Genomic DNA, 20,100 nt, shown 5'->3' on the forward strand with positions numbered 1-20,100 from the left:
CTTGAAGTAACAGGTTTTGAGTATTTAAGGGTGTGATGGTGGTGGGGGAAGGATTACTCAGCGCTGCGCGCTTCGCCCTACGGGTCGTTGCCTGCGGCAATGCTCTCTCGCTGGCGCTCGAGTCGAACCTTAGTCAAAGCTTCTCATCCTTCCCCGCATGGGCAGAATATTCAGTTACGGATTCGTTGGAGAATACAGGGGTTTTTGAAAGTGATGGTGGTGGGGGAAGGATTACTCAGCGCTGCGCGCTTCGCCCTACGGGTCGTTGCCTGCGGCAACGCTCTCTCGCTGGCGCTCGAGTCGAACCTTAGTCGAAGCTTCTCATCCTTCCCCGCATGGGCAGAATATTCAGTTACGGATTCGTTGGAGAATACAGGGGTTTTTGAAAGTGATGGTGGTGGGGGAAGGATTACTCAGCGCTGCGCGCTTCGCCCTACGGGTCGTTGCCTGCGGCAACGCTCTCTCGCTGGCGCTCGAGTCGAACCTTAGTCGAAGCTTCTCATCCTTCCCCGCATGGGCAGAATATTCAGTTACGGATTCGTTGGAGAATACAGGGGTTTTTGAAAGTGATGGTGGTGGGGGAAGGATTACTCAGCGCTGCGCGCTTCGCCCTACGGGTCGTTGCCTGCGGCAACGCTCTCTCGCTGGCGCTCGAGTCGAACCTTAGTCGAAGCTTCTCATCCTTCCCCGCATGGGCAGAATATTTAATTGTGGATTTGTTGGGGATTTCAGGAACTTTTGAAAGTGATGGTGGTGGGGGAAGGATTCGAACCTTCGAAGTCGATGACGGCAGATTTACAGTCTGCTCCCTTTGGCCGCTCGGGAACCCCACCAGGGATAATTCAAATTTTGATGTAATGCTTGAGATGGTGGTGGGGGAAGGATTCGAACCTTCGAAGTCGATGACGGCAGATTTACAGTCTGCTCCCTTTGGCCGCTCGGGAACCCCACCACGGGGTAATGCTTTTTACTGGCCTGCTCCCTTGTGGGGAAGCGGGGCGCATCATATCAAATGACACGCCGCTGTAAAGGGTTACGTTGAGAAAAATGAACTGGTTGCGTAATTTTCATCCGTAACGGATTAAAGGCAACCAGTTCTATTTTGCCAGCGATTAAAGAATAATCGTCCGGTTACCGTAAACAAATACACGCTGCGCCAGCACTTTGTAAAGCGCGCGGCTTAATACGTTTTTCTCGACATCACGACCTGCACGCATCATATCTTCAGCCGTGTATGTATGATCGACATGAATAACGTCCTGCATGATGATTGGGCCTTCATCCAGATTGTCATTCACATAGTGAGCGGTTGCACCAATAATCTTCACGCCACGCTCATAGGCCTGGTGATAGGGACGTGCACCGATAAACGCTGGCAGGAATGAATGGTGAATATTGATAATTTTATTCGGGAAGCGTGCTACGAACTCTGGCGTTAATACGCGCATATACTTCGCCAGCACCACGTAGTCAGGCTGATAAGCGTCAATGGCATCCGCCATTTTTTGATCGTGCTCGTTGCGACTTAATCCTTCATGACTTACCAGCTCAAACGGAATATCAAAACGCTCAACCAGAGAACGTAAAGTATCGTGGTTACCAATAACTGCCGCGATTTCGACATCCAGGCCGCCGTAATTGGCTTTCATCAACAAATCGCCAAGGCAATGCGCCTCTTTAGTGACCAGAATCACTATCCGGCGACGACCGGCAGGATTCAGCTCACGTACGGAGCCTTCTGGCAATGCGCTGTCGAGATCCGCCAGCAGGGTGGAATCATTAAAAATGCCTTCCAGTTCCGTGCGCATAAAAAAGCGCCCGGTACGGTGATCAACAAATTCATTGTTCTGCACGATATTTAACTCGTGCTTATAGCAAATATTAGTAATACGGGCGATCAGACCTTTTTGGTCCGGACAAATAGTACGCAGAACTTTACGTTGGAGTGAATGCATTGCTGGAAAAACCTTGTTGAGAGTGTTTGCTTAACCGTACCGTCAACCATTATTGGCCGCAGCACTTTTTAAATTTTTTACCTGAACCACAAGGGCAGGGATCGTTGCGGCCAAACTGCGGACGTGTACCGTCAATATAGTACCATTGACCGTTTTCTTTCAAAAATCGTGAACGTTCAATTATGGCGCCTGTTTTGCCACCTTCGGTAAATCGAGCAACAAAACTGACAAATCCGATATTGTCGCCGTCCTGCCAACAATGTTCAAATACGGTCAATCCCAACCATTCAGTATGCGCAAATCCGGCAATCAATTCGGCACGTAACGCCGCCGCTCCACAAGATGGATGCCAGGTCTTTATTAAATAATCTGCGTCTTGCATCACAAAAGCGCAGTAACGCGAACGCATGAGATGTTCTGGATCAGGTGCAACCTTTTCACCAGACACATAAGGGTGGCAACATAGGCTATACTCGACAGCACTACCACAGGGACAAAGCTGAGACACAAATAATCTCCCTGGAAACAATAACGGCGTATTAACCGCCTGAGTAGCACTATGTTAACCGAGCAGTAGCGATGTTGCTACGATTGCATTCCAGGGGAATCTTGCGGGAATAATGAGAAAGATAAAAATAGGGCTGGCGCTGGGATCTGGCGCGGCGAGAGGTTGGTCGCATATTGGCGTTATTAATGCGCTAAAAAAAGTGGGTATTGAAATTGATATCGTTGCAGGATGCTCAATTGGTTCGCTGGTGGGCGCGGCCTATGCATGCGATCGATTATCTGCGCTGGAAGATTGGGTAACCTCTTTCAGTTATTGGGATGTTTTACGCCTGATGGATCTCTCCTGGCAGCGCGGTGGGTTACTGCGCGGCGAGCGTGTCTTCAATCAATATCGCGAAATAATGCCGGAAACAGAGATCGAAAATTGTTCCCGTCGCTTCGCGGCTGTTGCCACCAATTTAAGTACTGGGCGCGAATTATGGTTTACTGAAGGCGATCTCCATCTTGCTATTCGTGCATCATGCAGTATTCCAGGACTAATGGCACCCGTTGCGCATAACGGCTACTGGCTGGTTGATGGGGCAGTAGTTAACCCAATTCCTATTTCGCTCACGCGTGCATTGGGTGCTGATATTGTGATAGCGGTCGACCTGCAGCACGATGCTCATTTGATGCAACAAGATCTGCTCTCCTTTAATGTCAGTGAAGAAAATAGCGAGAATGGTGATTCTCTGCCGTGGCATGCGCGTCTGAAAGAAAGGTTGGGCAGCATAACGACACGTCGGGCGGTGACAGCGCCAACGGCAACAGAGATTATGACCACTTCTATCCAGGTGCTGGAGAACCGCCTTAAAAGAAACCGCATGGCAGGTGATCCGCCCGATATTCTGATTCAACCTGTTTGCCCGCAAATATCTACGCTTGATTTCCATCGCGCGCACGCTGCCATTGCGGCTGGGCAGCTGGCAGTGGAAAAGAAAATGGACGAACTTTTGCCGTTGGTACGCACCAACATTTGACCAGAATTTTTATCTACACTTAAGTTAATTCTGACAGGCGCAGGTGGCAATAGCATGCCACTATTGAGTAAAGCCAGTCAGGGGAGAGAACATGACGCAGCCATTGGTCGGAAAACAGATTCTCATTGTTGAAGATGAGCAGGTATTTCGCTCGCTTCTGGATTCGTGGTTTTCCTCATTGGGAGCGACAACGGTACTGGCGGCTGATGGGGTGGATGCCCTTGAGTTGCTGGGAGGTTTCACTCCAGACCTGATGATATGTGATATCGCGATGCCACGAATGAACGGGCTTAAACTGCTGGAACATATACGCAACAGAGGTGACCAGACACCGGTTCTGGTGATATCTGCCACTGAAAATATGGCAGATATTGCCAAAGCGTTACGTCTGGGCGTTGAAGATGTTTTGCTGAAACCAGTTAAAGATCTGAATCGCTTGCGCGAGATGGTTTTTGCCTGTCTCTATCCCAGCATGTTTAATTCCCGCGTTGAGGAAGAGGAGAGGCTTTTTCGAGACTGGGATGCAATGGTTGATAACCCTGCCGCAGCGGCGAAATTATTACAGGAATTGCAACCGCCGGTTCAGCAGGTGATTTCCCATTGCCGGGTTAATTATCGTCAATTGGTTGCCGCGGACAAACCCGGCCTGGTGCTTGATATTGCCGCACTTTCGGAAAACGATCTGGCATTTTATTGCCTTGATGTCACCAGAGCTGGACATAATGGCGTACTTGCTGCCTTGTTATTACGCGCATTGTTTAACGGATTATTACAGGAACAGCTTGCACATCAAAATCAACGGTTGCCAGAGTTGGGCGCGTTATTGAAGCAGGTAAACCATTTACTCCGTCAGGCCAATCTGCCGGGGCAGTTTCCGCTATTAGTTGGCTATTATCATCGCGAACTGAAAAATCTCATTCTGGTTTCTGCGGGTCTGAATGCGACGTTAAATACTGGCGAACACCAGGTGCAAATCAGTAATGGTGTTCCGTTAGGCACTTTAGGTAACGCTTATTTGAATCAATTGAGCCAGCGATGCGATGCCTGGCAATGCCAAATATGGGGAACCGGTGGTCGGCTTCGCTTGATGTTGTCTGCAGAATGAGCAAACGATAACGCGGGCTAAATTTGCATTACCTGCTAATGTCGGCTGGTGGTACTATCGTCGCCATTCGTATAAGTAATTGTCTTAATTATGCTAACTCGCCTCCTTTTCAGAACTTAGCCCCTTCGGGGTGCTGATATACTGGGATGCGATACAGAAATATGAACACGTTCAAAACACGAACAGTCCAGGAGAATTTAAATGGCTGCCATTAATACGAAAGTCAAAAAAGCCGTTATCCCCGTTGCGGGATTAGGAACCAGGATGTTGCCGGCGACGAAAGCCATCCCGAAAGAGATGCTGCCACTTGTCGATAAGCCATTAATTCAATACGTCGTGAATGAATGTATTGCGGCTGGCATTACTGAAATTGTGCTGGTTACTCACTCATCTAAAAACTCTATTGAAAACCACTTTGATACCAGTTTTGAACTGGAAGCAATGCTGGAAAAACGTGTAAAACGTCAACTGCTTGATGAAGTGCAGTCTATTTGTCCGCCGCACGTGACTATTATGCAAGTTCGTCAGGGGCTGGCGAAAGGCCTGGGACACGCGGTATTGTGTGCTCACCCGGTAGTGGGTGATGAACCTGTGGCTGTTATTTTGCCTGACGTTATTCTGGATGAATATGAATCCGATTTGTCACAGGATAACCTGGCAGAGATGATCCGCCGCTTTGATGAAACGGGTCATAGCCAGATCATGGTTGAACCGGTTGCTGATGTGACCGCATATGGCGTTGTGGATTGCAAAGGCGTTGAATTAGCGCCGGGTGAAAGCGTACCGATGGTTGGCGTGGTTGAAAAACCAAAAGCGGATGTTGCGCCGTCTAATCTCGCTATTGTGGGTCGTTACGTTCTTAGCGCGGATATTTGGCCGTTGCTGGCAAAAACCCCTCCGGGTGCTGGTGATGAAATTCAGCTCACCGACGCAATTGATATGCTGATCGAAAAAGAAACGGTGGAAGCCTATCATATGAAAGGGAAGAGCCATGACTGCGGTAATAAATTAGGTTACATGCAGGCCTTCGTTGAATACGGTATTCGTCATAACACCCTTGGCACGGAATTTAAAGCCTGGCTTGAAGAAGAGATGGGCATTAAGAAGTAACTTCCGTATCGGTGTTATCCACGAAACGGCGTTGAGCAATCGACGCCGTTTTTTTATAGCTTATTCTTATTAAATTGTCTTAAACCGGACAATAAAAAATCCCGCCGATGGCGGGATTTTAAGCAAGTGTAATCTACAAAAGATTATTGCTTGATCAGGAAATCGTCGAGGGATTTGCCTTGCTCATCCATTGCTTTTTTGATTACAGCTGGAGTACGACCCTGGCCAGTCCAGGTTTTAGTTTCGCCGTTTTCGTCAACGTAGCTGTATTTTGCCGGACGCTGAGCGCGTTTAGCTTTGGTGCCAGATTTAACGGCAGCAAGGCTATTCAGCAGTTCGTTCGGGTCAATACCGTCAGCGATCAGCATTTCGCGATATTGTTGCAGTTTACGAGTGCGCTCTTCAACTTCAACAGCAGCCGCGCTTTCTTCTTCGCGACGTTCGTTAACAACAACTTCTAATTTTTCCAGCATTTCTTCCAGCGTTTCAAGTGTACATTCTCTTGCCTGCGCACGAAGAGTACGGATGTTGTTCAGAATTTTAAGTGCTTCGCTCATTGTAGTAATCTCAAACTTATATTGGGGTGGTTTGTTGAGGTAATAATAGAGCCTTAAATTCAGTTGTGCAATAGCCAGGAATGTAAGGAATTCAAAATTGTTCTTTATTTTGTGCCGCCAATAAATATCTTTTCATAAAATTAGCCAGAAAAGACGCGGCATATAGCCCTATTTGCGCCGATGATTTCGCAGCACGTGAGGTTAAAACTTCCTGATTCATGTCACATTTTATGGGGAGATTATCGTAGGCTGACGACCTTTCAGTCTTCTGTATTAGTCGTGTTTACGAGAATTCTCTATTAAGCGAATGATGAAAAGTAGAACAGTCGCAATAAGAGCAGGGACTTAGTATTGCACTATCTCCAGGAGGTCAACAGAGGGCTATTACTTGCGCAACAGGTTAAAGATTGTGAATAGTTACCAGCAGTCATTTACCCGCTTATAACAAGCGAGGCAGTTGTAATGATAGCTCAGAAGGATTATGCAAGGCTTCGTAAGGGAGAACGCATATACCACTTCTATGCATACTGTTGAGCTGAAAAACTGACGAATTATGATAAACTCCAGCCAACTTTATTTCATATCATTGAGGGCCTGTGGCTGATGGCACAGCTATATTTCTACTATTCCGCAATGAATGCGGGTAAGTCTACAGCATTGTTGCAATCTTCATACAATTACCAGGAACGCGGCATGCGCACTGTCGTATATACGGCAGAAATTGATGATCGCTTTGGTGCCGGGAAAGTCAGCTCGCGTATAGGTTTGTCATCGCCTGCAAAATTATTTAACCAAAATTCATCATTATTTGATGAGATTCGTGCGGAACATGAACAGCAGGCAATTCATTGCGTACTGGTTGATGAATGCCAGTTTTTAACCAGACAACAAGTATATGAATTATCGGAGGTTGTAGATCAACTCGATATACCCGTACTTTGTTATGGTTTACGTACCGATTTTCGAGGTGAATTATTTATTGGCAGCCAATACTTACTGGCATGGTCCGACAAACTGGTTGAATTAAAAACCATCTGTTTTTGTGGCCGTAAAGCAAGCATGGTGCTGCGTCTTGATCAAGCAGGCAGACCTTATAACGAAGGTGAGCAGGTGGTTATTGGTGGTAATGAACGCTACGTTTCTGTATGCCGCAAACACTATAAAGAGGCGTTAGAAGTCGGCTCATTAACGGCTATTCAGGAAAGGCATCGCCACGATTAATAAGAATTTCTTTACTGACAGGGTGAGCAGGGCGCTTTTATCCTGTCAGTTCATTTTACGCACTTCATCCGGTGTATATACCCTTCTCGACAGTTCTTTAACGCCACTATACCCCTCACAGATCGCTTTTACAGTGACGTTGACTTGTGACCTGTAAAGTACAATATCGCTGTGTGTAGGCGTTATACATCGCCGTAAATATGATGAAGGCAAATGCTGTCGGTTTATGGGAAAGTTGCTTTGGGTAAAACAAAAAAACGGCCCCAGAAGGGACCGTTTATGTTGCCAGACAGCGCTACTTATTAAGCGGATTTCTTCGCTTTTTTCTCAGCTTTAGCCGGAGCGGCTTCTTTTTTCGCTGCAGTTTCACCTTCTACATAATCACGACCGTAGTAGGTATCCAGCAGAATCTGTTTCAGCTCGGAGATCAGTGGGTAACGCGGGTTAGCGCCGGTGCACTGGTCATCGAATGCATCTTCAGACAGTTTATCCACATTCGCCAGGAAGTCTGCTTCCTGAACGCCAGCTTCACGGATAGATTTCGGAATACCCAGTTCAGCTTTCAGCGTTTCCAGCCATGCCAGCAGTTTCTCGATCTTAGCAGCAGTACGGTCGCCCGGTGCGCTCAGACCCAGGTGGTCAGCAATTTCAGCATAACGACGGCGAGCCTGCGGACGGTCATACTGGCTGAATGCAGTCTGCTTGGTCGGGTTGTCATTCGCGTTGTAGCGAATAACGTTACAAATCAGCAGGGCGTTTGCCAGACCGTGCGGAATATGGAACTGGGAACCCAGTTTGTGCGCCATTGAGTGACATACACCCAGGAAGGCGTTCGCAAACGCGATACCCGCGATAGTTGCTGCACTGTGAACACGTTCACGCGCTACCGGATTTTTAGATCCTTCGTGGTAGGACGCTGGCAGATATTCTTTCAGCAGTTTCAGTGCCTGCAGAGCCTGACCATCAGAGAACTCAGATGCCAGTACAGAAACATAAGCTTCCATGGCGTGAGTTACTGCGTCCAGACCACCGAAAGCACACAGGGACTTCGGCATGTCCATAACCAGGTTGGCATCGACAATCGCCATATCCGGGGTCAGCGCATAGTCTGCCAGCGGATATTTCTGACCAGTAGCGTCGTCAGTTACAACCGCAAACGGAGTGACTTCAGAACCTGTACCAGAAGTGGTGGTGACAGCGATCATTTTCGCTTTCACGCCCATTTTCGGGAACTTGTAGATACGTTTACGGATATCCATAAAGCGCAGCGCCAGTTCTTCGAAGTGAGTTTCCGGATGTTCGTACATGACCCACATGATCTTCGCGGCATCCATCGGGGAACCACCACCCAGCGCGATAATCACGTCTGGTTTGAAGGAGTTTGCCAGTTCTGCACCTTTACGAACGATGCTCAGGGTCGGGTCAGCTTCTACTTCGAAGAAGACTTCAGTTTCAACGCCTGCTGCTTTCAGTACGGAAGTGATCTGATCAGCATAACCATTGTTGAACAGGAAGCGGTCAGTCACGATGAGCGCACGTTTGTGGCCATCAGTAATCACTTCATCCAGCGCGATTGGCAGAGAGCCACGGCGGAAGTAGATAGATTTCGGAAGTTTGTGCCACAACATGTTTTCAGCTCGCTTAGCAACGGTTTTCTTGTTGATCAGGTGTTTCGGACCAACGTTTTCAGAGATGGAGTTACCACCCCAGGAACCACAACCCAGAGTCAGGGAAGGTGCGAGTTTGAAGTTATACAGGTCACCGATACCACCCTGAGACGCCGGGGTGTTGATCAGAATACGGGCCGTTTTCATTTTCTGACCGAAGTAGGCAACGCGAGCCGGTTGGTTATCCTGGTCAGTGTACAGGCAAGAGGTATGACCGATGCCGCCCATAGCAACCAGTTTCTCTGCTTTTTCTACCGCGTCTTCGAAATCTTTAGCGCGGTACATTGCCAGAGTTGGGGACAGTTTTTCATGTGCGAACGGTTCGCTTTCATCAACAACGGTCACTTCACCGATCAGAATCTTGGTGTTTTCTGGTACAGAGAAGCCTGCCAGTTCAGCAATTTTATAGGCTGGCTGACCAACGATAGCCGCGTTCAGCGCACCGTTTTTCAGGATAACATCCTGAACTGCTTTCAGCTCTTTGCCCTGCAGTATGTAACCGCCGTGGGTAGCGAAACGCTCACGTACCGCGTCATAAACAGAGTCAACTACAACAACAGATTGTTCAGAAGCACAGATTACGCCGTTGTCGAAGGTTTTAGACATCAGTACAGATGCAACTGCACGTTTGATATCAGCAGTTTCATCGATAACGACTGGAGTGTTACCCGCGCCTACGCCGATAGCTGGTTTACCGGAGCTGTATGCGGCTTTAACCATACCCGGACCACCGGTCGCGAGGATCAGGTTGATGTCTGGGTGGTGCATCAGCGCGTTAGACAGTTCAACAGAAGGTTGATCGATCCAGCCAATCAGGTCTTTCGGCGCACCAGCAGCGATAGCAGCCTGCAGAACAATATCTGCAGCTTTGTTGGTTGCATCTTTAGCACGCGGGTGCGGGGAGAAGATAATGGCGTTACGGGTCTTCAAGCTGATCAGCGATTTGAAGATAGCCGTTGAAGTCGGGTTAGTAGTCGGAACGATACCGCAAATAATACCGATTGGTTCAGCGATAGTGATGGTACCAAAAGTGTCGTCTTCAGACAGAACACCACAGGTTTTTTCATCTTTATAGGCGTTGTAGATATATTCAGAAGCAAAGTGGTTTTTGATCACTTTATCTTCGACGATACCCATGCCGGATTCGGCAACGGCCATTTTCGCGAGTGGGATTCGAGCATCTGCAGCAGCCAGAGCGGCGGCGCGGAAGATTTTGTCTACTTGCTCTTGAGTGAAACTGGCATATTCACGCTGGGCTTTTTTTACACGCTCTACGAGTGCGTTAAGTTCAGCGACATTAGTAACAGCCATAATGCTCTCCTGATAATGTTAAACTTTTTTAGTAAATCATCTGCTCGAATACGAGAGTATAGTCAGTGCGGTGATGATTTGCTTAACCGATGAAAATCAAAAGCTTACTCGCGCTCACACTCACTGTGATTTACTAAAAGAGTTTAAACATTAGAGTTATTATCTCTAATGCGTCACTTCCAGGTGGCGTAAGCAAGATTACTCACTTCTGGGTACTGATTACGTGATCCAAATCAAATTTTTGCAAAGCTGACACCTTTCAGCATGGCTTTTCGCCATTATAGCTAACAGTTAATAAATTGTAGTATGATTTGTTGGCTACATTATCATGTTTTGCACAACTAGATAACAATAACGAATGATAGCAATTTTAAGTAGTTAGGAGGTGAAAAATGCTGTCAAAAGGCGTATTGTCAGCGCGTCTTTTTAACCTTATTTATGGCTAACATTATCCGGCTTTTGCTTCGGAGCTAACCGTGATTCAGACCCTTTTTGATTTTCCCGTTTACTTCAAATTTTTCATCGGGTTATTTGCGCTGGTCAACCCGGTAGGGATTATTCCCGTCTTTATCAGCATGACCAGTTATCAGACAGCGGCAGCGCGAAACAAAACGAACCTTACAGCCAACCTGTCTGTGGCCATTATCTTGTGGATCTCGCTTTTTCTCGGCGACACGATTCTGCAACTTTTTGGTATATCAATTGATTCATTCCGTATCGCCGGTGGCATCCTGGTGGTGACAATAGCGATGTCGATGATCAGCGGCAAGCTTGGCGAGGATAAACAGAACAAGCAAGAAAAATCAGAAACCGCGGTACGTGAAAGCATTGGTGTGGTGCCGTTGGCGTTGCCGTTGATGGCGGGGCCAGGGGCGATTAGTTCCACCATCGTCTGGGGTACGCGTTATCACAGTATTAGCTATCTATTTGGTTTCTTTGTGGCTATTGCATTGTTTGCTTTATGCTGCTGGGGATTGTTCCGCATGGCACCGTGGCTGGTACGGGTTTTACGCCAGACCGGCATCAACGTGATTACGCGTATTATGGGGCTATTGCTGATGGCGTTGGGGATTGAATTTATCGTTACTGGTATTAAGGGGATTTTCCCCGGCCTGCTTAATTAATTCCTTTCAAATGAAACGGAGCTGACATGCTCCGTTTTTTCGTCATTATTTTTACTTTGTTCCCGCGCAGTTATCAAAAGCAAAGGCAAAAGGAATAGGTAAGAATATTCCTCTGAAATTACAGTTAGTTATAAGGATTTCCTTAACTGCTTCGCCTCACCATCATGTTATTTTCGCCACATCATAATCCTGGGCTTGCTGAAGAATAATTGAAATGATATTAGTAATTCCACTGCCTTTGGTAGAGGAAAGTGCTAAATAATAATCGTTTGTTAAATTATTGTGTATTTCACGACTTAATCTATAGCCAGAAAAGATAGACATGCTTAACAGTTCTCTATTTGATTGAATTGAAAGATGTTTGTTAAAGCATGGACGCGCGCTGTAGATTCTGACACTGTCAATAAAAGAGAATTGCTTAACAATTTTGCAAAATGTATTGGCGAGTAAGAAGCGCATTTGGTACTTTCCGACCAACCGCCAGGCGATTTTTATTGGTAATGAGAATAATTAACAATTAAAGAGCGTCGCAAAAGAATAATGTGTCTCGACAGGGGAGACACAGTACGAATCGACATAAGGTGATCGTCTGAATCACCAGAATAAATAAAGTCGGTGATAGCAATCCGTAACGATAAAGTAACCTGACAGCAGAAAGTCTCCGAGCCTGTGCAGGGTCCCAATCCGGGATTACACATGCTGGTTAATACCAGTAATTATAATGAGGGAGTCCAAAAAACAATGACCAACATCACCAAGAGAAGTTTAGTAGCAGCTGGCGTTCTGGCTGCGCTTATGGCAGGGAATGTCGCGCTGGCAGCTGATGTACCCGCAGGCGTCACACTGGCGGAAAAACAAACGCTGGTACGTAACAATGGTTCAGAAGTTCAGTCATTAGATCCGCATAAAATTGAAGGTGTTCCGGAGTCTAATATCAGCCGAGACCTGTTTGAAGGCTTACTGGTCAGCGATCTTGACGGTCATCCGGCACCTGGCGTCGCTGAATCCTGGGATAATAAAGACGCGAAAGTCTGGACCTTCCATTTGCGTAAAGATGCGAAATGGTCTGATGGCACGCCAGTCACAGCACAAGACTTTGTGTATAGCTGGCAACGTTCTGTTGATCCAAACACCGCTTCTCCGTATGCCAGTTATCTGCAATATGGGCATATCGCCGGTATTGATGAAATTCTTGAAGGGAAAAAACCGATTACCGATCTCGGCGTGAAAGCTATTGATGATCACACATTAGAAGTCACCTTAAGTGAACCTGTTCCGTACTTCTATAAATTACTTGTTCACCCATCAACTTCACCGGTGCCAAAAGCCGCTATCGAGAAATTCGGCGAAAAATGGACCCAGCCTGGTAATATCATCACCAACGGTGCCTATACCTTAAAAGATTGGGTCGTAAACGAACGAATCGTTCTTGAACGCAGCCCAACCTACTGGAACAACGCGAAAACCGTTATTAACCAGGTAACCTATTTGCCTATTGCTTCTGAAGTTACCGATGTCAACCGCTACCGTAGTGGTGAAATCGACATGACTTATAACAACATGCCGATCGAATTGTTCCAGAAGCTGAAAAAAGAGATCCCGGACGAAGTTCACGTTGATCCATACCTGTGCACTTATTATTACGAAATTAACAACCAGAAACCGCCATTCAACGATGTACGTGTGCGTACCGCACTGAAACTGGGTATGGACCGCGATATCATTGTTAATAAAGTGAAAGCGCAGGGCGACATGCCCGCCTATGGTTACACTCCACCGTATACTGATGGCGCAAAATTGACTCAGCCGGAATGGTTTGGCTGGAGCCAGGAAAAACGTAACGAAGAAGCGAAAAAACTGCTGGCTGAAGCGGGTTATACCGCAGACAAACCGTTGACCATCAACCTGTTGTATAACACCTCCGATCTGCATAAAAAGCTGGCGATTGCTGCCTCTTCATTGTGGAAGAAAAACATTGGTGTAAACGTCAAACTGGTTAACCAGGAGTGGAAAACGTTCCTCGACACCCGTCACCAGGGCACTTTTGATGTGGCCCGTGCAGGCTGGTGTGCAGACTACAACGAACCAACTTCCTTCCTGAACACCATGCTGTCGAACAGCTCGATGAATACCGCGCATTATAAGAGCCCGGCCTTTGACAGCATTATGGCGGAAACGCTGAAAGCGACTGACGAGGCGCAGCGCACAGCTCTGTACACTAAAGCAGAACAACAGCTGGATAAGGATTCGGCCATTGTTCCTGTTTATTACTACGTGAATGCGCGTCTGGTGAAACCGTGGGTTGGTGGCTATACCGGCAAAGATCCGCTGGATAATACCTACACCCGGAATATGTACATTGTGAAGCACTAATGGCAATACGTGGGGCAGGAGTGTCCTGCTCCACGGTGTCTGATTTTTATCGCATTACAGAAGGCACAGGCCAGAAGGTAGGGCAATGTTAAAATTTATTCTACGTCGCTGTCTGGAAGCGATTCCGACGCTATTTATTCTTATTACTATTTCGTTCTTCATGATGCGCCTCGCGCCGGGAAGCCCTTTTACCGGCGAACGTACTTTACCGCCAGAAGTGATGGCCAATATCGAAGCGAAATATCATCTTAATGATCCGATCATGACACAGTATTTCAGCTACCTGAAACAACTGGCGCATGGCGATTTCGGTCCATCGTTTAAATATAAAGATTATTCGGTCAACGACCTGGTTGCATCCAGTTTTCCCGTTTCTGCCAAACTGGGAGCCGCAGCATTTTTCCTTGCGGTAATACTGGGTGTTAGTGCTGGCGTTATTGCCGCATTAAAACAAAACACCAAATGGGACTATACCGTGATGGGGCTGGCAATGACCGGGGTTGTTATCCCCAGTTTTGTGGTTGCGCCATTATTAGTCATGATATTTGCGATCATTTTGCATTGGCTGCCGGGCGGTGGCTGGAATGGTGGTGCGCTTAAATTCATGATACTGCCAATGGTGGCGTTGTCACTCGCCTATATCGCCAGTATTGCGCGTATTACCCGTGGCTCTATGATTGAAGTATTACACTCCAACTTTATACGTACTGCCCGGGCGAAAGGGTTACCTATGCGGCGGATCATTTTACGCCACGCATTAAAACCTGCTCTGTTACCCGTGCTCTCCTATATGGGCCCTGCATTTGTCGGCATTATTACCGGTTCTATGGTCATCGAAACCATTTATGGTTTACCGGGGATTGGGCAATTGTTCGTTAATGGCGCATTGAATCGTGACTATTCCTTAGTGTTAAGTCTGACCATTCTGGTTGGCGCGTTAACCATTTTGTTTAATGCCATTGTCGATGTGCTATATGCGGTTATCGACCCGAAAATCCGTTACTGATACTGGAGCTCGCGATGATGTTAAGTAAGAAAAACAGCGAGACGCTGGAAAATTTCAGTGAAAAGCTGGAGGTCGAAGGGCGCAGCTTGTGGCAGGACGCACGTCGACGTTTTATGCATAACCGTGCGGCGGTTGCCAGTCTGATAGTGCTGGTGCTAATCGCGTTATTTGTAATCCTGGCACCGATGCTTTCGCAGTTTGCCTATGACGATACTGACTGGGCGATGATGTCCAGCGCCCCAGATATGGAGTCCGGTCACTACTTTGGTACTGACTCATCCGGTCGCGACCTGCTTGTGCGTGTTGCGATTGGCGGGCGTATCTCACTCATGGTCGGTGTTGCTGCGGCACTGGTGGCAGTGGTCGTGGGGACACTTTATGGTTCGCTTTCCGGTTATCTGGGCGGTAAAGTGGATTCGGTAATGATGCGTCTGCTGGAAATCCTCAACTCCTTCCCATTCATGTTCTTCGTCATTTTGCTGGTGACCTTTTTCGGTCAAAACATCCTGCTGATTTTCGTGGCGATTGGCATGGTTTCCTGGCTGGATATGGCTCGTATTGTGCGTGGGCAAACCCTGAGTCTGAAGCGTAAAGAGTTTATTGAGGCGGCACAAGTTGGCGGTGTATCGACGCCGGGCATTGTTATTCGCCACATTGTACCGAACGTTCTCGGTGTGGTGGTGGTCTACGCATCGCTATTGGTGCCCAGCATGATCCTCTTTGAATCTTTCCTTAGCTTCCTGGGGTTGGGGACGCAAGAGCCGTTAAGCAGCTGGGGCGCATTGCTGAGTGATGGCGCGAACTCGATGGAAGTCTCTCCATGGTTACTGTTGTTCCCAGCGGGATTCCTCGTGGTGACGCTATTTTGTTTCAACTTTATCGGCGATGGCTTGCGTGATGCCCTCGACCCGAAAGATCGTTAAGGAGTGCAGCCATGAGCGTAATTGAAACTGCAACTGTGCCGCTCGCACAACAACAGGCTGACGCACTGCTGAACGTGAAAGATTTGCGTGTCACCTTTAGTACCCCGGACGGCGACGTCACGGCGGTCAATGATTTGAATTTTTCCCTACGTGCCGGAGAAACGCTGGGCATTGTAGGTGAGTCTGGTTCGGGTAAATCGCAAACTGCATTTGCGTTGATGGGCCTGCTGGCTGCCAACGGACGTATTGGCGGATCGGCAACCTTCAATGGGCGTGAAATCCTCAATTTGCCAGAGCGTGAACTCAATAGACTGCGTGCTGAACAAATCTCAATGATTTTTCAGGATCCGATGACTTCGTTGAATCCCTATATGCGCGTCGGTGAGCAGTTGATGGAAGTGCTGATGTTGCATAAGAACATGAGCAAATCTGAGGCGTTTGAAGAGTCGGTGCGGATGCTCGATGCGGTAAAAATGCCGGAAGCGCGTAAACGCATGAAGATGTTTCCGCATGAATTTTCTGGCGGCATGCGTCAAAGAGTCATGATTGCGATGGCATTGCTATGTCGACCTAAGCTGCTGATTGCTGATGAACCCACTACTGCGTTGGACGTCACCGTACAGGCGCAGATCATGACGCTATTGAATGAACTGAAGCGGGAATTTAATACCGCCATCATTATGATCACCCACGATCTTGGCGTGGTGGCAGGGATCTGCGACAAAGTGCTGGTAATGTACGCCGGGCGCACGATGGAATATGGCAACGCGCGCGATGTCTTTTATCAACCCGTTCATCCTTATTCTATCGGTTTACTCAACGCGGTGCCGCGTCTCGATGCGGAAGGTGAAACAATGTTGACCATCCCGGGTAATCCGCCAAACCTGTTGCGATTACCGAAAGGTTGCCCGTTCCAGCCACGTTGTCCGCATGCGATGGAAATTTGTAGTAGCGCACCGCCGCTGGAAGAGTTTACGCCTGGCCGTCTGCGTGCTTGCTTTAAACCGGTGGAGGAACTGTTATGAATGCTGTAACCGAAGGAAGAAAAGTCCTCCTCGAAATCGCCGATCTGAAAGTGCACTTTGAAATCAAAGATGGCAAACAGTGGTTCTGGCAACCGCCGAAAACGCTCAAAGCCGTAGATGGTGTAACTCTTCGCCTGTATGAAGGGGAAACATTAGGTGTGGTAGGGGAGTCGGGATGCGGTAAGTCCACCTTTGCTCGCGCCATCATTGGCCTGGTTAAAGCGACCGACGGTCATGTTGCCTGGTTAGGTAAAGAGTTGCTGGGCATGAAGCCCGATGAATGGCGTGCCGTTCGCAGTGATATTCAGATGATTTTCCAGGATCCATTGGCATCGCTTAACCCGCGTATGACCATCGGCGAGATCATCGCTGAACCACTGCGTACTTATCATCCGAAAATGTCACGCCAGGAAGTTCGCGAGCGCGTGAAGGCGATGATGCTGAAAGTCGGGTTATTGCCTAACCTGATTAACCGCTATCCGCATGAGTTCTCTGGTGGGCAGTGCCAGCGTATCGGGATTGCTCGTGCTCTTATTCTTGAACCGAAGCTGATTATCTGTGATGAGCCGGTGTCGGCGCTGGACGTGTCAATTCAGGCGCAGGTGGTCAACCTGCTCCAGCAGCTGCAACGCGAGATGGGATTGTCATTAATTTTTATCGCTCACGACCTGGCCGTGGTAAAACACATTTCCGATCGTGTGCTGGTGATGTATCTCGGCCATGCGGTAGAACTGGGGACCTATGATGAGGTCTACCACAATCCGCTACATCCTTACACCAGGGCATTGATGTCGGCAGTCCCCATACCTGATCCGGATCTGGAGAAGAACAAAACTATCCAGTTACTGGAAGGGGAATTACCGTCGCCGATCAACCCGCCTTCCGGTTGTGTTTTCCGTACCCGTTGCCCGATTGCCGGTCCAGAGTGTGCCAAAACACGTCCTGTGCTGGAGGGGAGTTTCAGACACGCCGTGTCTTGCCTGAAAGTCGATCCGCTTTAAACAAAATAAGGGCTGACAGTTGTCAGCCCTTTTTCATGGCAAAAGCGATTATTTATTCCCGCCAGATGATATGGCACAGTTTGTGATCTTTTTCGCGGCATAACAGAATTCGCGCGAAAATATCGTTGATTTCACCATCTTCACTGTCTGCCAGACCAATCACCACTTCGGCAAAAAAGTCCGGGTTCAAATCGAAATCAACATGTTCCTGCCAGTCTTCTGCCGGATCGAATAACTCCGCGCCGCCGCGCTCTTCAAACTGAAGATTGAACAGCAGAACATCAGCTGGATCGAGATTGTCGGCAGCCAGTTCGAGAAAAATATCGTAGGCCTGCTCAAGCGTTTCATCTTCAGTCAGGCGATTGTTTAGATCCATATCCATAGTCACTACCTGTTTAACCTCTGTTGGCGACGTTTTACAGCAACGGGCTGAAGAAGTAAAACAGTCGCTCGGCGACACGTTGCCATAATGGGCGTTTTAGCCATAAACGGGCATCGAGCAGACGAGAACGCGAAATATAATCGTCCTGAACGGCGGCGAGGTCAGCACCAAACCCTTTATCGTCGATTGCCAGGGTAATCTCGAAATTCAGCCACAGACTACGCATATCAAGGTTAACGGTACCAACCAGACTTAATTCGCCATCGACCAGCACGCTCTTGGTATGCAATAACCCGCCTTCAAACTGATAAATTTTAACACCAGCAGCCAGCAGTTCCGTAAAGAACGCGCGACTGGCCCAGCCAACCAGCATTGAATCATTTTTTCGCGGAAGGATAATACTGACATCCACCCCGCGCTGCGCCGCCGTGCAAATCGCATGAAGTAAATCATCGCTGGGCACAAAGTAGGGCGTCGTCATGATCAAATATTCACGTGCTGAATAAGCCGCAGTCAGTAATGCCTGGTGAATGAGATCTTCCGGAAAGCCGGGGCCAGAAGCAATTGTGTGAATGGTGTGACCGCTGGCCTGCTCAAACGGCATAATATTGACATCTGGTGGTGGCGGCAGAATACGTTTCCCGGTTTCAATCTCCCAGTCGCAGGAATATATAATCCCCATCGCGGTGGCGATGGGACCTTCCATACGCGCCATCAGATCAATCCATTGCCCTACACCCGCATCCTGTTTGAAGTAGCGAGGGTCGACCATATTCATGCTGCCGGTGTACGCGATGTAATTATCGATCATGATCATCTTGCGATGTTGGCGCAGATCCATACGGCGTAAAAACACACGCATCAGATTGACCTTTAAGGCTTCGACCACTTCAATACCGGCATTACGCATTAGCTCGGGCCACGGGCTGCGGAAAAAAGCCACACTGCCGGCGGAGTCAAGCATCAATCGGCAATGAATGCCGCGTCGCGCAGCGGCCATTAATGATTCAGCCACCTGGTCCGCCATGCCGCCGGGCTGCCAGATATAAAACACCATCTCGATATTATGGCGAGCGAGCTGGATGTCGCGGATTAACGCCTGCATCACATCATCTGACTCGGTCATCAGTTGTAGCTGATTCCCTTTAACCCCAGCGATACCCTGACGACGTTCACAGAGCTTGAATAATGGCGCTGCGACACTGCTGTTTTCTTCGGCGAAGATATGCTTACAGGCTTTAAGGTCGTTAAGCCATTTTGCGGTGGAAGGCCACATCGCTCTGGCGCGCTCAGCGCGGCGTTTGCCTAAATGGAGCTCGCCAACGGCAAGATAGGCAATAATTCCGACTAAGGGCAGAATGTAAATGATCAACAGCCAGGCCATCGCGGAGGGAACTGCGCGTCGTTTCATTAGAATGCGTAAAGTTACGCCTGCAATGAGCAACCAGTATCCCAGAATGGCCAACCAACTCACCAACGTATAAACGGTTGTCATAGATTAGAAATCCTTTTGAAAGCGCATTGTTATGAGTTTACGCATATGGATTCATCTGGCAAATAAAAACGCGGGAAAAGCACTGGTCAGCGTCGGGGTCGGGGGTATAATGACCATTCTGTTATTGCATAGAGTAGTTAACATGAAGCGGAGTAGAACGGAAGTGGGGCGCTGGCGCATGCAGCGTCAGGCTAGCCGACGTAAATCGCGTTGGCTTGAGGGGCAGTCGCGCCGAAATATGCGTATCCACAGCATCAGGAAGTGCATTCTAAACAAACAGCGTAACTCGTTATTGTTTGCGATCTACAATATCTAAATG

19 protein-coding genes, 2 tRNA genes and 4 other RNA genes are annotated in these 20,100 nt (G+C 48.2%); 12 read left to right on the forward strand and 13 right to left on the reverse strand.

Annotated features, from left to right (window positions below):
• Positions 1-36: 36 nt before the first annotated feature.
• The 8 genes from QUE74_RS08165 to QUE74_RS08200 form a co-directional block, all read right to left on the reverse strand.
• A non-coding RNA gene (locus QUE74_RS08165) (RtT sRNA) lies at positions 37-168 on the reverse strand.
• A 46-nt stretch (positions 169-214) separates the two neighbouring features.
• Positions 215-346: non-coding RNA, RtT sRNA (locus QUE74_RS08170), on the reverse strand.
• A 46-nt stretch (positions 347-392) separates the two neighbouring features.
• Positions 393-524: non-coding RNA, RtT sRNA (locus QUE74_RS08175), on the reverse strand.
• A 46-nt stretch (positions 525-570) separates the two neighbouring features.
• Positions 571-702, reverse strand: a non-coding RNA gene (locus QUE74_RS08180) — RtT sRNA.
• 46 nt (positions 703-748) lie between these two features.
• Positions 749-833, reverse strand: a tRNA-Tyr gene (locus tag QUE74_RS08185).
• A 34-nt stretch (positions 834-867) separates the two neighbouring features.
• Positions 868-952: transfer RNA gene (locus QUE74_RS08190), tRNA-Tyr, on the reverse strand.
• Between the two features lie 160 nt (positions 953-1,112).
• Positions 1,113-1,955: a formyltetrahydrofolate deformylase gene (purU, locus tag QUE74_RS08195; RefSeq protein WP_000555849.1), complete on the reverse strand. Its 843-nt coding sequence runs from the start codon at positions 1,953-1,955 to the stop codon at positions 1,113-1,115.
• Positions 1,956-2,004: 49 nt separating this feature from the next.
• Positions 2,005-2,463, reverse strand: coding sequence for a YchJ family protein (locus QUE74_RS08200; protein WP_001602321.1), 459 nt, complete (start codon positions 2,461-2,463; stop codon positions 2,005-2,007).
• Between the two features lie 112 nt (positions 2,464-2,575).
• Here QUE74_RS08200 and rssA point away from each other — a divergent pair, with 112 nt between their 5' ends.
• The 3 genes from rssA (at position 2,576) to galU (ending at position 5,696) form a co-directional block, all read left to right on the forward strand.
• Positions 2,576-3,481, forward strand: coding sequence for a patatin-like phospholipase RssA (gene rssA, locus QUE74_RS08205; RefSeq protein ID WP_001226476.1), 906 nt, complete (start codon positions 2,576-2,578; stop codon positions 3,479-3,481).
• A gap of 91 nt (positions 3,482-3,572) precedes the next feature.
• A complete protein-coding gene (gene rssB / locus QUE74_RS08210) occupies positions 3,573-4,586 on the forward strand; it encodes a two-component system response regulator RssB (protein WP_000193447.1) in 1,014 nt (337 codons plus the stop codon).
• A gap of 201 nt (positions 4,587-4,787) precedes the next feature.
• Positions 4,788-5,696, forward strand: a complete 909-nt coding sequence (gene galU / locus QUE74_RS08215; RefSeq protein ID WP_000718995.1) for a UTP--glucose-1-phosphate uridylyltransferase GalU — start codon at positions 4,788-4,790, stop codon at positions 5,694-5,696.
• 143 nt (positions 5,697-5,839) lie between these two features.
• Here the strand turns inward: galU and hns are convergent, their stop codons facing one another.
• Positions 5,840-6,253, reverse strand: coding sequence for a histone-like nucleoid-structuring protein H-NS (hns, locus tag QUE74_RS08220; protein ID WP_286331928.1), 414 nt, complete (start codon positions 6,251-6,253; stop codon positions 5,840-5,842).
• A 603-nt stretch (positions 6,254-6,856) separates the two neighbouring features.
• On the opposite strand from hns, the gene tdk reads away from it, so the two are divergent.
• Positions 6,857-7,474, forward strand: coding sequence for a thymidine kinase (gene tdk / locus QUE74_RS08225; protein ID WP_000068076.1), 618 nt, complete (start codon positions 6,857-6,859; stop codon positions 7,472-7,474).
• Positions 7,475-7,776: 302 nt separating this feature from the next.
• Here the strand turns inward: tdk and adhE are convergent, their stop codons facing one another.
• Positions 7,777-10,452 (reverse strand): bifunctional acetaldehyde-CoA/alcohol dehydrogenase, encoded by a 2,676-nt coding sequence (gene adhE, locus QUE74_RS08230; protein ID WP_000301634.1) that lies wholly within the window; start codon positions 10,450-10,452, stop codon positions 7,777-7,779.
• A 392-nt stretch (positions 10,453-10,844) separates the two neighbouring features.
• Here adhE and ychE (QUE74_RS08235) point away from each other — a divergent pair, with 392 nt between their 5' ends.
• Both ychE (QUE74_RS08235) and ychE (QUE74_RS08240) read left to right on the forward strand, forming a co-directional pair.
• Complete coding sequence (gene ychE, locus QUE74_RS08235; protein WP_211180492.1) at positions 10,845-10,898, forward strand: protein YchT; 54 nt, start codon at positions 10,845-10,847, stop codon at positions 10,896-10,898.
• Between the two features lie 30 nt (positions 10,899-10,928).
• The gene (ychE, locus tag QUE74_RS08240; RefSeq protein ID WP_000616773.1) at positions 10,929-11,576 is read left to right on the forward strand and encodes an NAAT family transporter YchE; all 648 of its coding nucleotides are present in this window, start codon (positions 10,929-10,931) and stop codon (positions 11,574-11,576) included.
• A gap of 162 nt (positions 11,577-11,738) precedes the next feature.
• Here ychE (QUE74_RS08240) and QUE74_RS08245 read toward each other — a convergent pair whose 3' ends face one another.
• The gene (locus tag QUE74_RS08245) at positions 11,739-11,900 is read right to left on the reverse strand and encodes a hypothetical protein (protein ID WP_000021855.1); all 162 of its coding nucleotides are present in this window, start codon (positions 11,898-11,900) and stop codon (positions 11,739-11,741) included.
• A gap of 417 nt (positions 11,901-12,317) precedes the next feature.
• Here QUE74_RS08245 and oppA point away from each other — a divergent pair, with 417 nt between their 5' ends.
• The 5 genes from oppA (at position 12,318) to oppF (ending at position 17,904) form a co-directional block, all read left to right on the forward strand.
• The gene (oppA, locus tag QUE74_RS08250) at positions 12,318-13,949 is read left to right on the forward strand and encodes an oligopeptide ABC transporter substrate-binding protein OppA (protein WP_001317786.1); all 1,632 of its coding nucleotides are present in this window, start codon (positions 12,318-12,320) and stop codon (positions 13,947-13,949) included.
• A gap of 85 nt (positions 13,950-14,034) precedes the next feature.
• Entirely contained in the window at positions 14,035-14,955 is a 921-nt protein-coding gene (gene oppB / locus QUE74_RS08255; protein ID WP_000911112.1) for an oligopeptide ABC transporter permease OppB, read from the forward strand.
• 14 nt (positions 14,956-14,969) lie between these two features.
• Complete coding sequence (oppC, locus tag QUE74_RS08260) at positions 14,970-15,878, forward strand: oligopeptide ABC transporter permease OppC (RefSeq protein WP_000979659.1); 909 nt, start codon at positions 14,970-14,972, stop codon at positions 15,876-15,878.
• 11 nt (positions 15,879-15,889) lie between these two features.
• A complete protein-coding gene (gene oppD / locus QUE74_RS08265) occupies positions 15,890-16,903 on the forward strand; it encodes a murein tripeptide/oligopeptide ABC transporter ATP-binding protein OppD (protein WP_000110962.1) in 1,014 nt (337 codons plus the stop codon).
• The gene (gene oppF / locus QUE74_RS08270) at positions 16,900-17,904 is read left to right on the forward strand and encodes a murein tripeptide/oligopeptide ABC transporter ATP-binding protein OppF (RefSeq protein ID WP_000994905.1); all 1,005 of its coding nucleotides are present in this window, start codon (positions 16,900-16,902) and stop codon (positions 17,902-17,904) included. The genes oppD and oppF overlap by 4 nt, the downstream gene beginning before the upstream one ends.
• Before the next feature lie 52 nt (positions 17,905-17,956).
• On the opposite strand, the gene QUE74_RS08275 is transcribed toward oppF, so the two are convergent.
• On the reverse strand, positions 17,957-18,286 hold the full coding sequence (locus QUE74_RS08275; RefSeq protein ID WP_000366958.1) for an HI1450 family dsDNA-mimic protein: 330 nt from the start codon (positions 18,284-18,286) through the stop codon (positions 17,957-17,959).
• Positions 18,287-18,320: 34 nt separating this feature from the next.
• The gene (cls, locus tag QUE74_RS08280) at positions 18,321-19,781 is read right to left on the reverse strand and encodes a cardiolipin synthase (RefSeq protein ID WP_000214516.1); all 1,461 of its coding nucleotides are present in this window, start codon (positions 19,779-19,781) and stop codon (positions 18,321-18,323) included.
• Positions 19,782-19,923: 142 nt separating this feature from the next.
• Here cls and QUE74_RS08285 point away from each other — a divergent pair, with 142 nt between their 5' ends.
• On the forward strand, positions 19,924-20,097 hold the full coding sequence (locus QUE74_RS08285; RefSeq protein ID WP_001309467.1) for a YciY family protein: 174 nt from the start codon (positions 19,924-19,926) through the stop codon (positions 20,095-20,097).
• Positions 20,098-20,100: the final 3 nt, after the last annotated feature.

The organism is Escherichia sp. 10290, assembly GCF_030295155.1.
Classification (GTDB): Bacteria; Pseudomonadota; Gammaproteobacteria; order Enterobacterales; family Enterobacteriaceae; genus Escherichia; species Escherichia coli_F.

Coding starts and splice junctions, on each gene's coding strand:
- rssB (WP_000193447.1), top strand. CDS start 3,573: ATGACGCAGCCATTGGTCGGAAAACAGATTCTCATTGTTGAAGATGAG.
- oppF (WP_000994905.1), top strand. CDS start 16,900: ATGAATGCTGTAACCGAAGGAAGAAAAGTCCTCCTCGAAATCGCCGAT.
- oppB (WP_000911112.1), top strand. CDS start 14,035: ATGTTAAAATTTATTCTACGTCGCTGTCTGGAAGCGATTCCGACGCTA.
- QUE74_RS08275 (WP_000366958.1), bottom strand. CDS start 18,286: ATGGATATGGATCTAAACAATCGCCTGACTGAAGATGAAACGCTTGAG.
- cls (WP_000214516.1), bottom strand. CDS start 19,781: ATGACAACCGTTTATACGTTGGTGAGTTGGTTGGCCATTCTGGGATAC.
- hns (WP_286331928.1), bottom strand. CDS start 6,253: ATGAGCGAAGCACTTAAAATTCTGAACAACATCCGTACTCTTCGTGCG.
- tdk (WP_000068076.1), top strand. CDS start 6,857: ATGGCACAGCTATATTTCTACTATTCCGCAATGAATGCGGGTAAGTCT.
- oppD (WP_000110962.1), top strand. CDS start 15,890: ATGAGCGTAATTGAAACTGCAACTGTGCCGCTCGCACAACAACAGGCT.
- QUE74_RS08245 (WP_000021855.1), bottom strand. CDS start 11,900: ATGTCTATCTTTTCTGGCTATAGATTAAGTCGTGAAATACACAATAAT.
- rssA (WP_001226476.1), top strand. CDS start 2,576: ATGAGAAAGATAAAAATAGGGCTGGCGCTGGGATCTGGCGCGGCGAGA.
- QUE74_RS08285 (WP_001309467.1), top strand. CDS start 19,924: ATGAAGCGGAGTAGAACGGAAGTGGGGCGCTGGCGCATGCAGCGTCAG.
- galU (WP_000718995.1), top strand. CDS start 4,788: ATGGCTGCCATTAATACGAAAGTCAAAAAAGCCGTTATCCCCGTTGCG.
- purU (WP_000555849.1), bottom strand. CDS start 1,955: ATGCATTCACTCCAACGTAAAGTTCTGCGTACTATTTGTCCGGACCAA.
- adhE (WP_000301634.1), bottom strand. CDS start 10,452: ATGGCTGTTACTAATGTCGCTGAACTTAACGCACTCGTAGAGCGTGTA.
- oppC (WP_000979659.1), top strand. CDS start 14,970: ATGATGTTAAGTAAGAAAAACAGCGAGACGCTGGAAAATTTCAGTGAA.
- oppA (WP_001317786.1), top strand. CDS start 12,318: ATGACCAACATCACCAAGAGAAGTTTAGTAGCAGCTGGCGTTCTGGCT.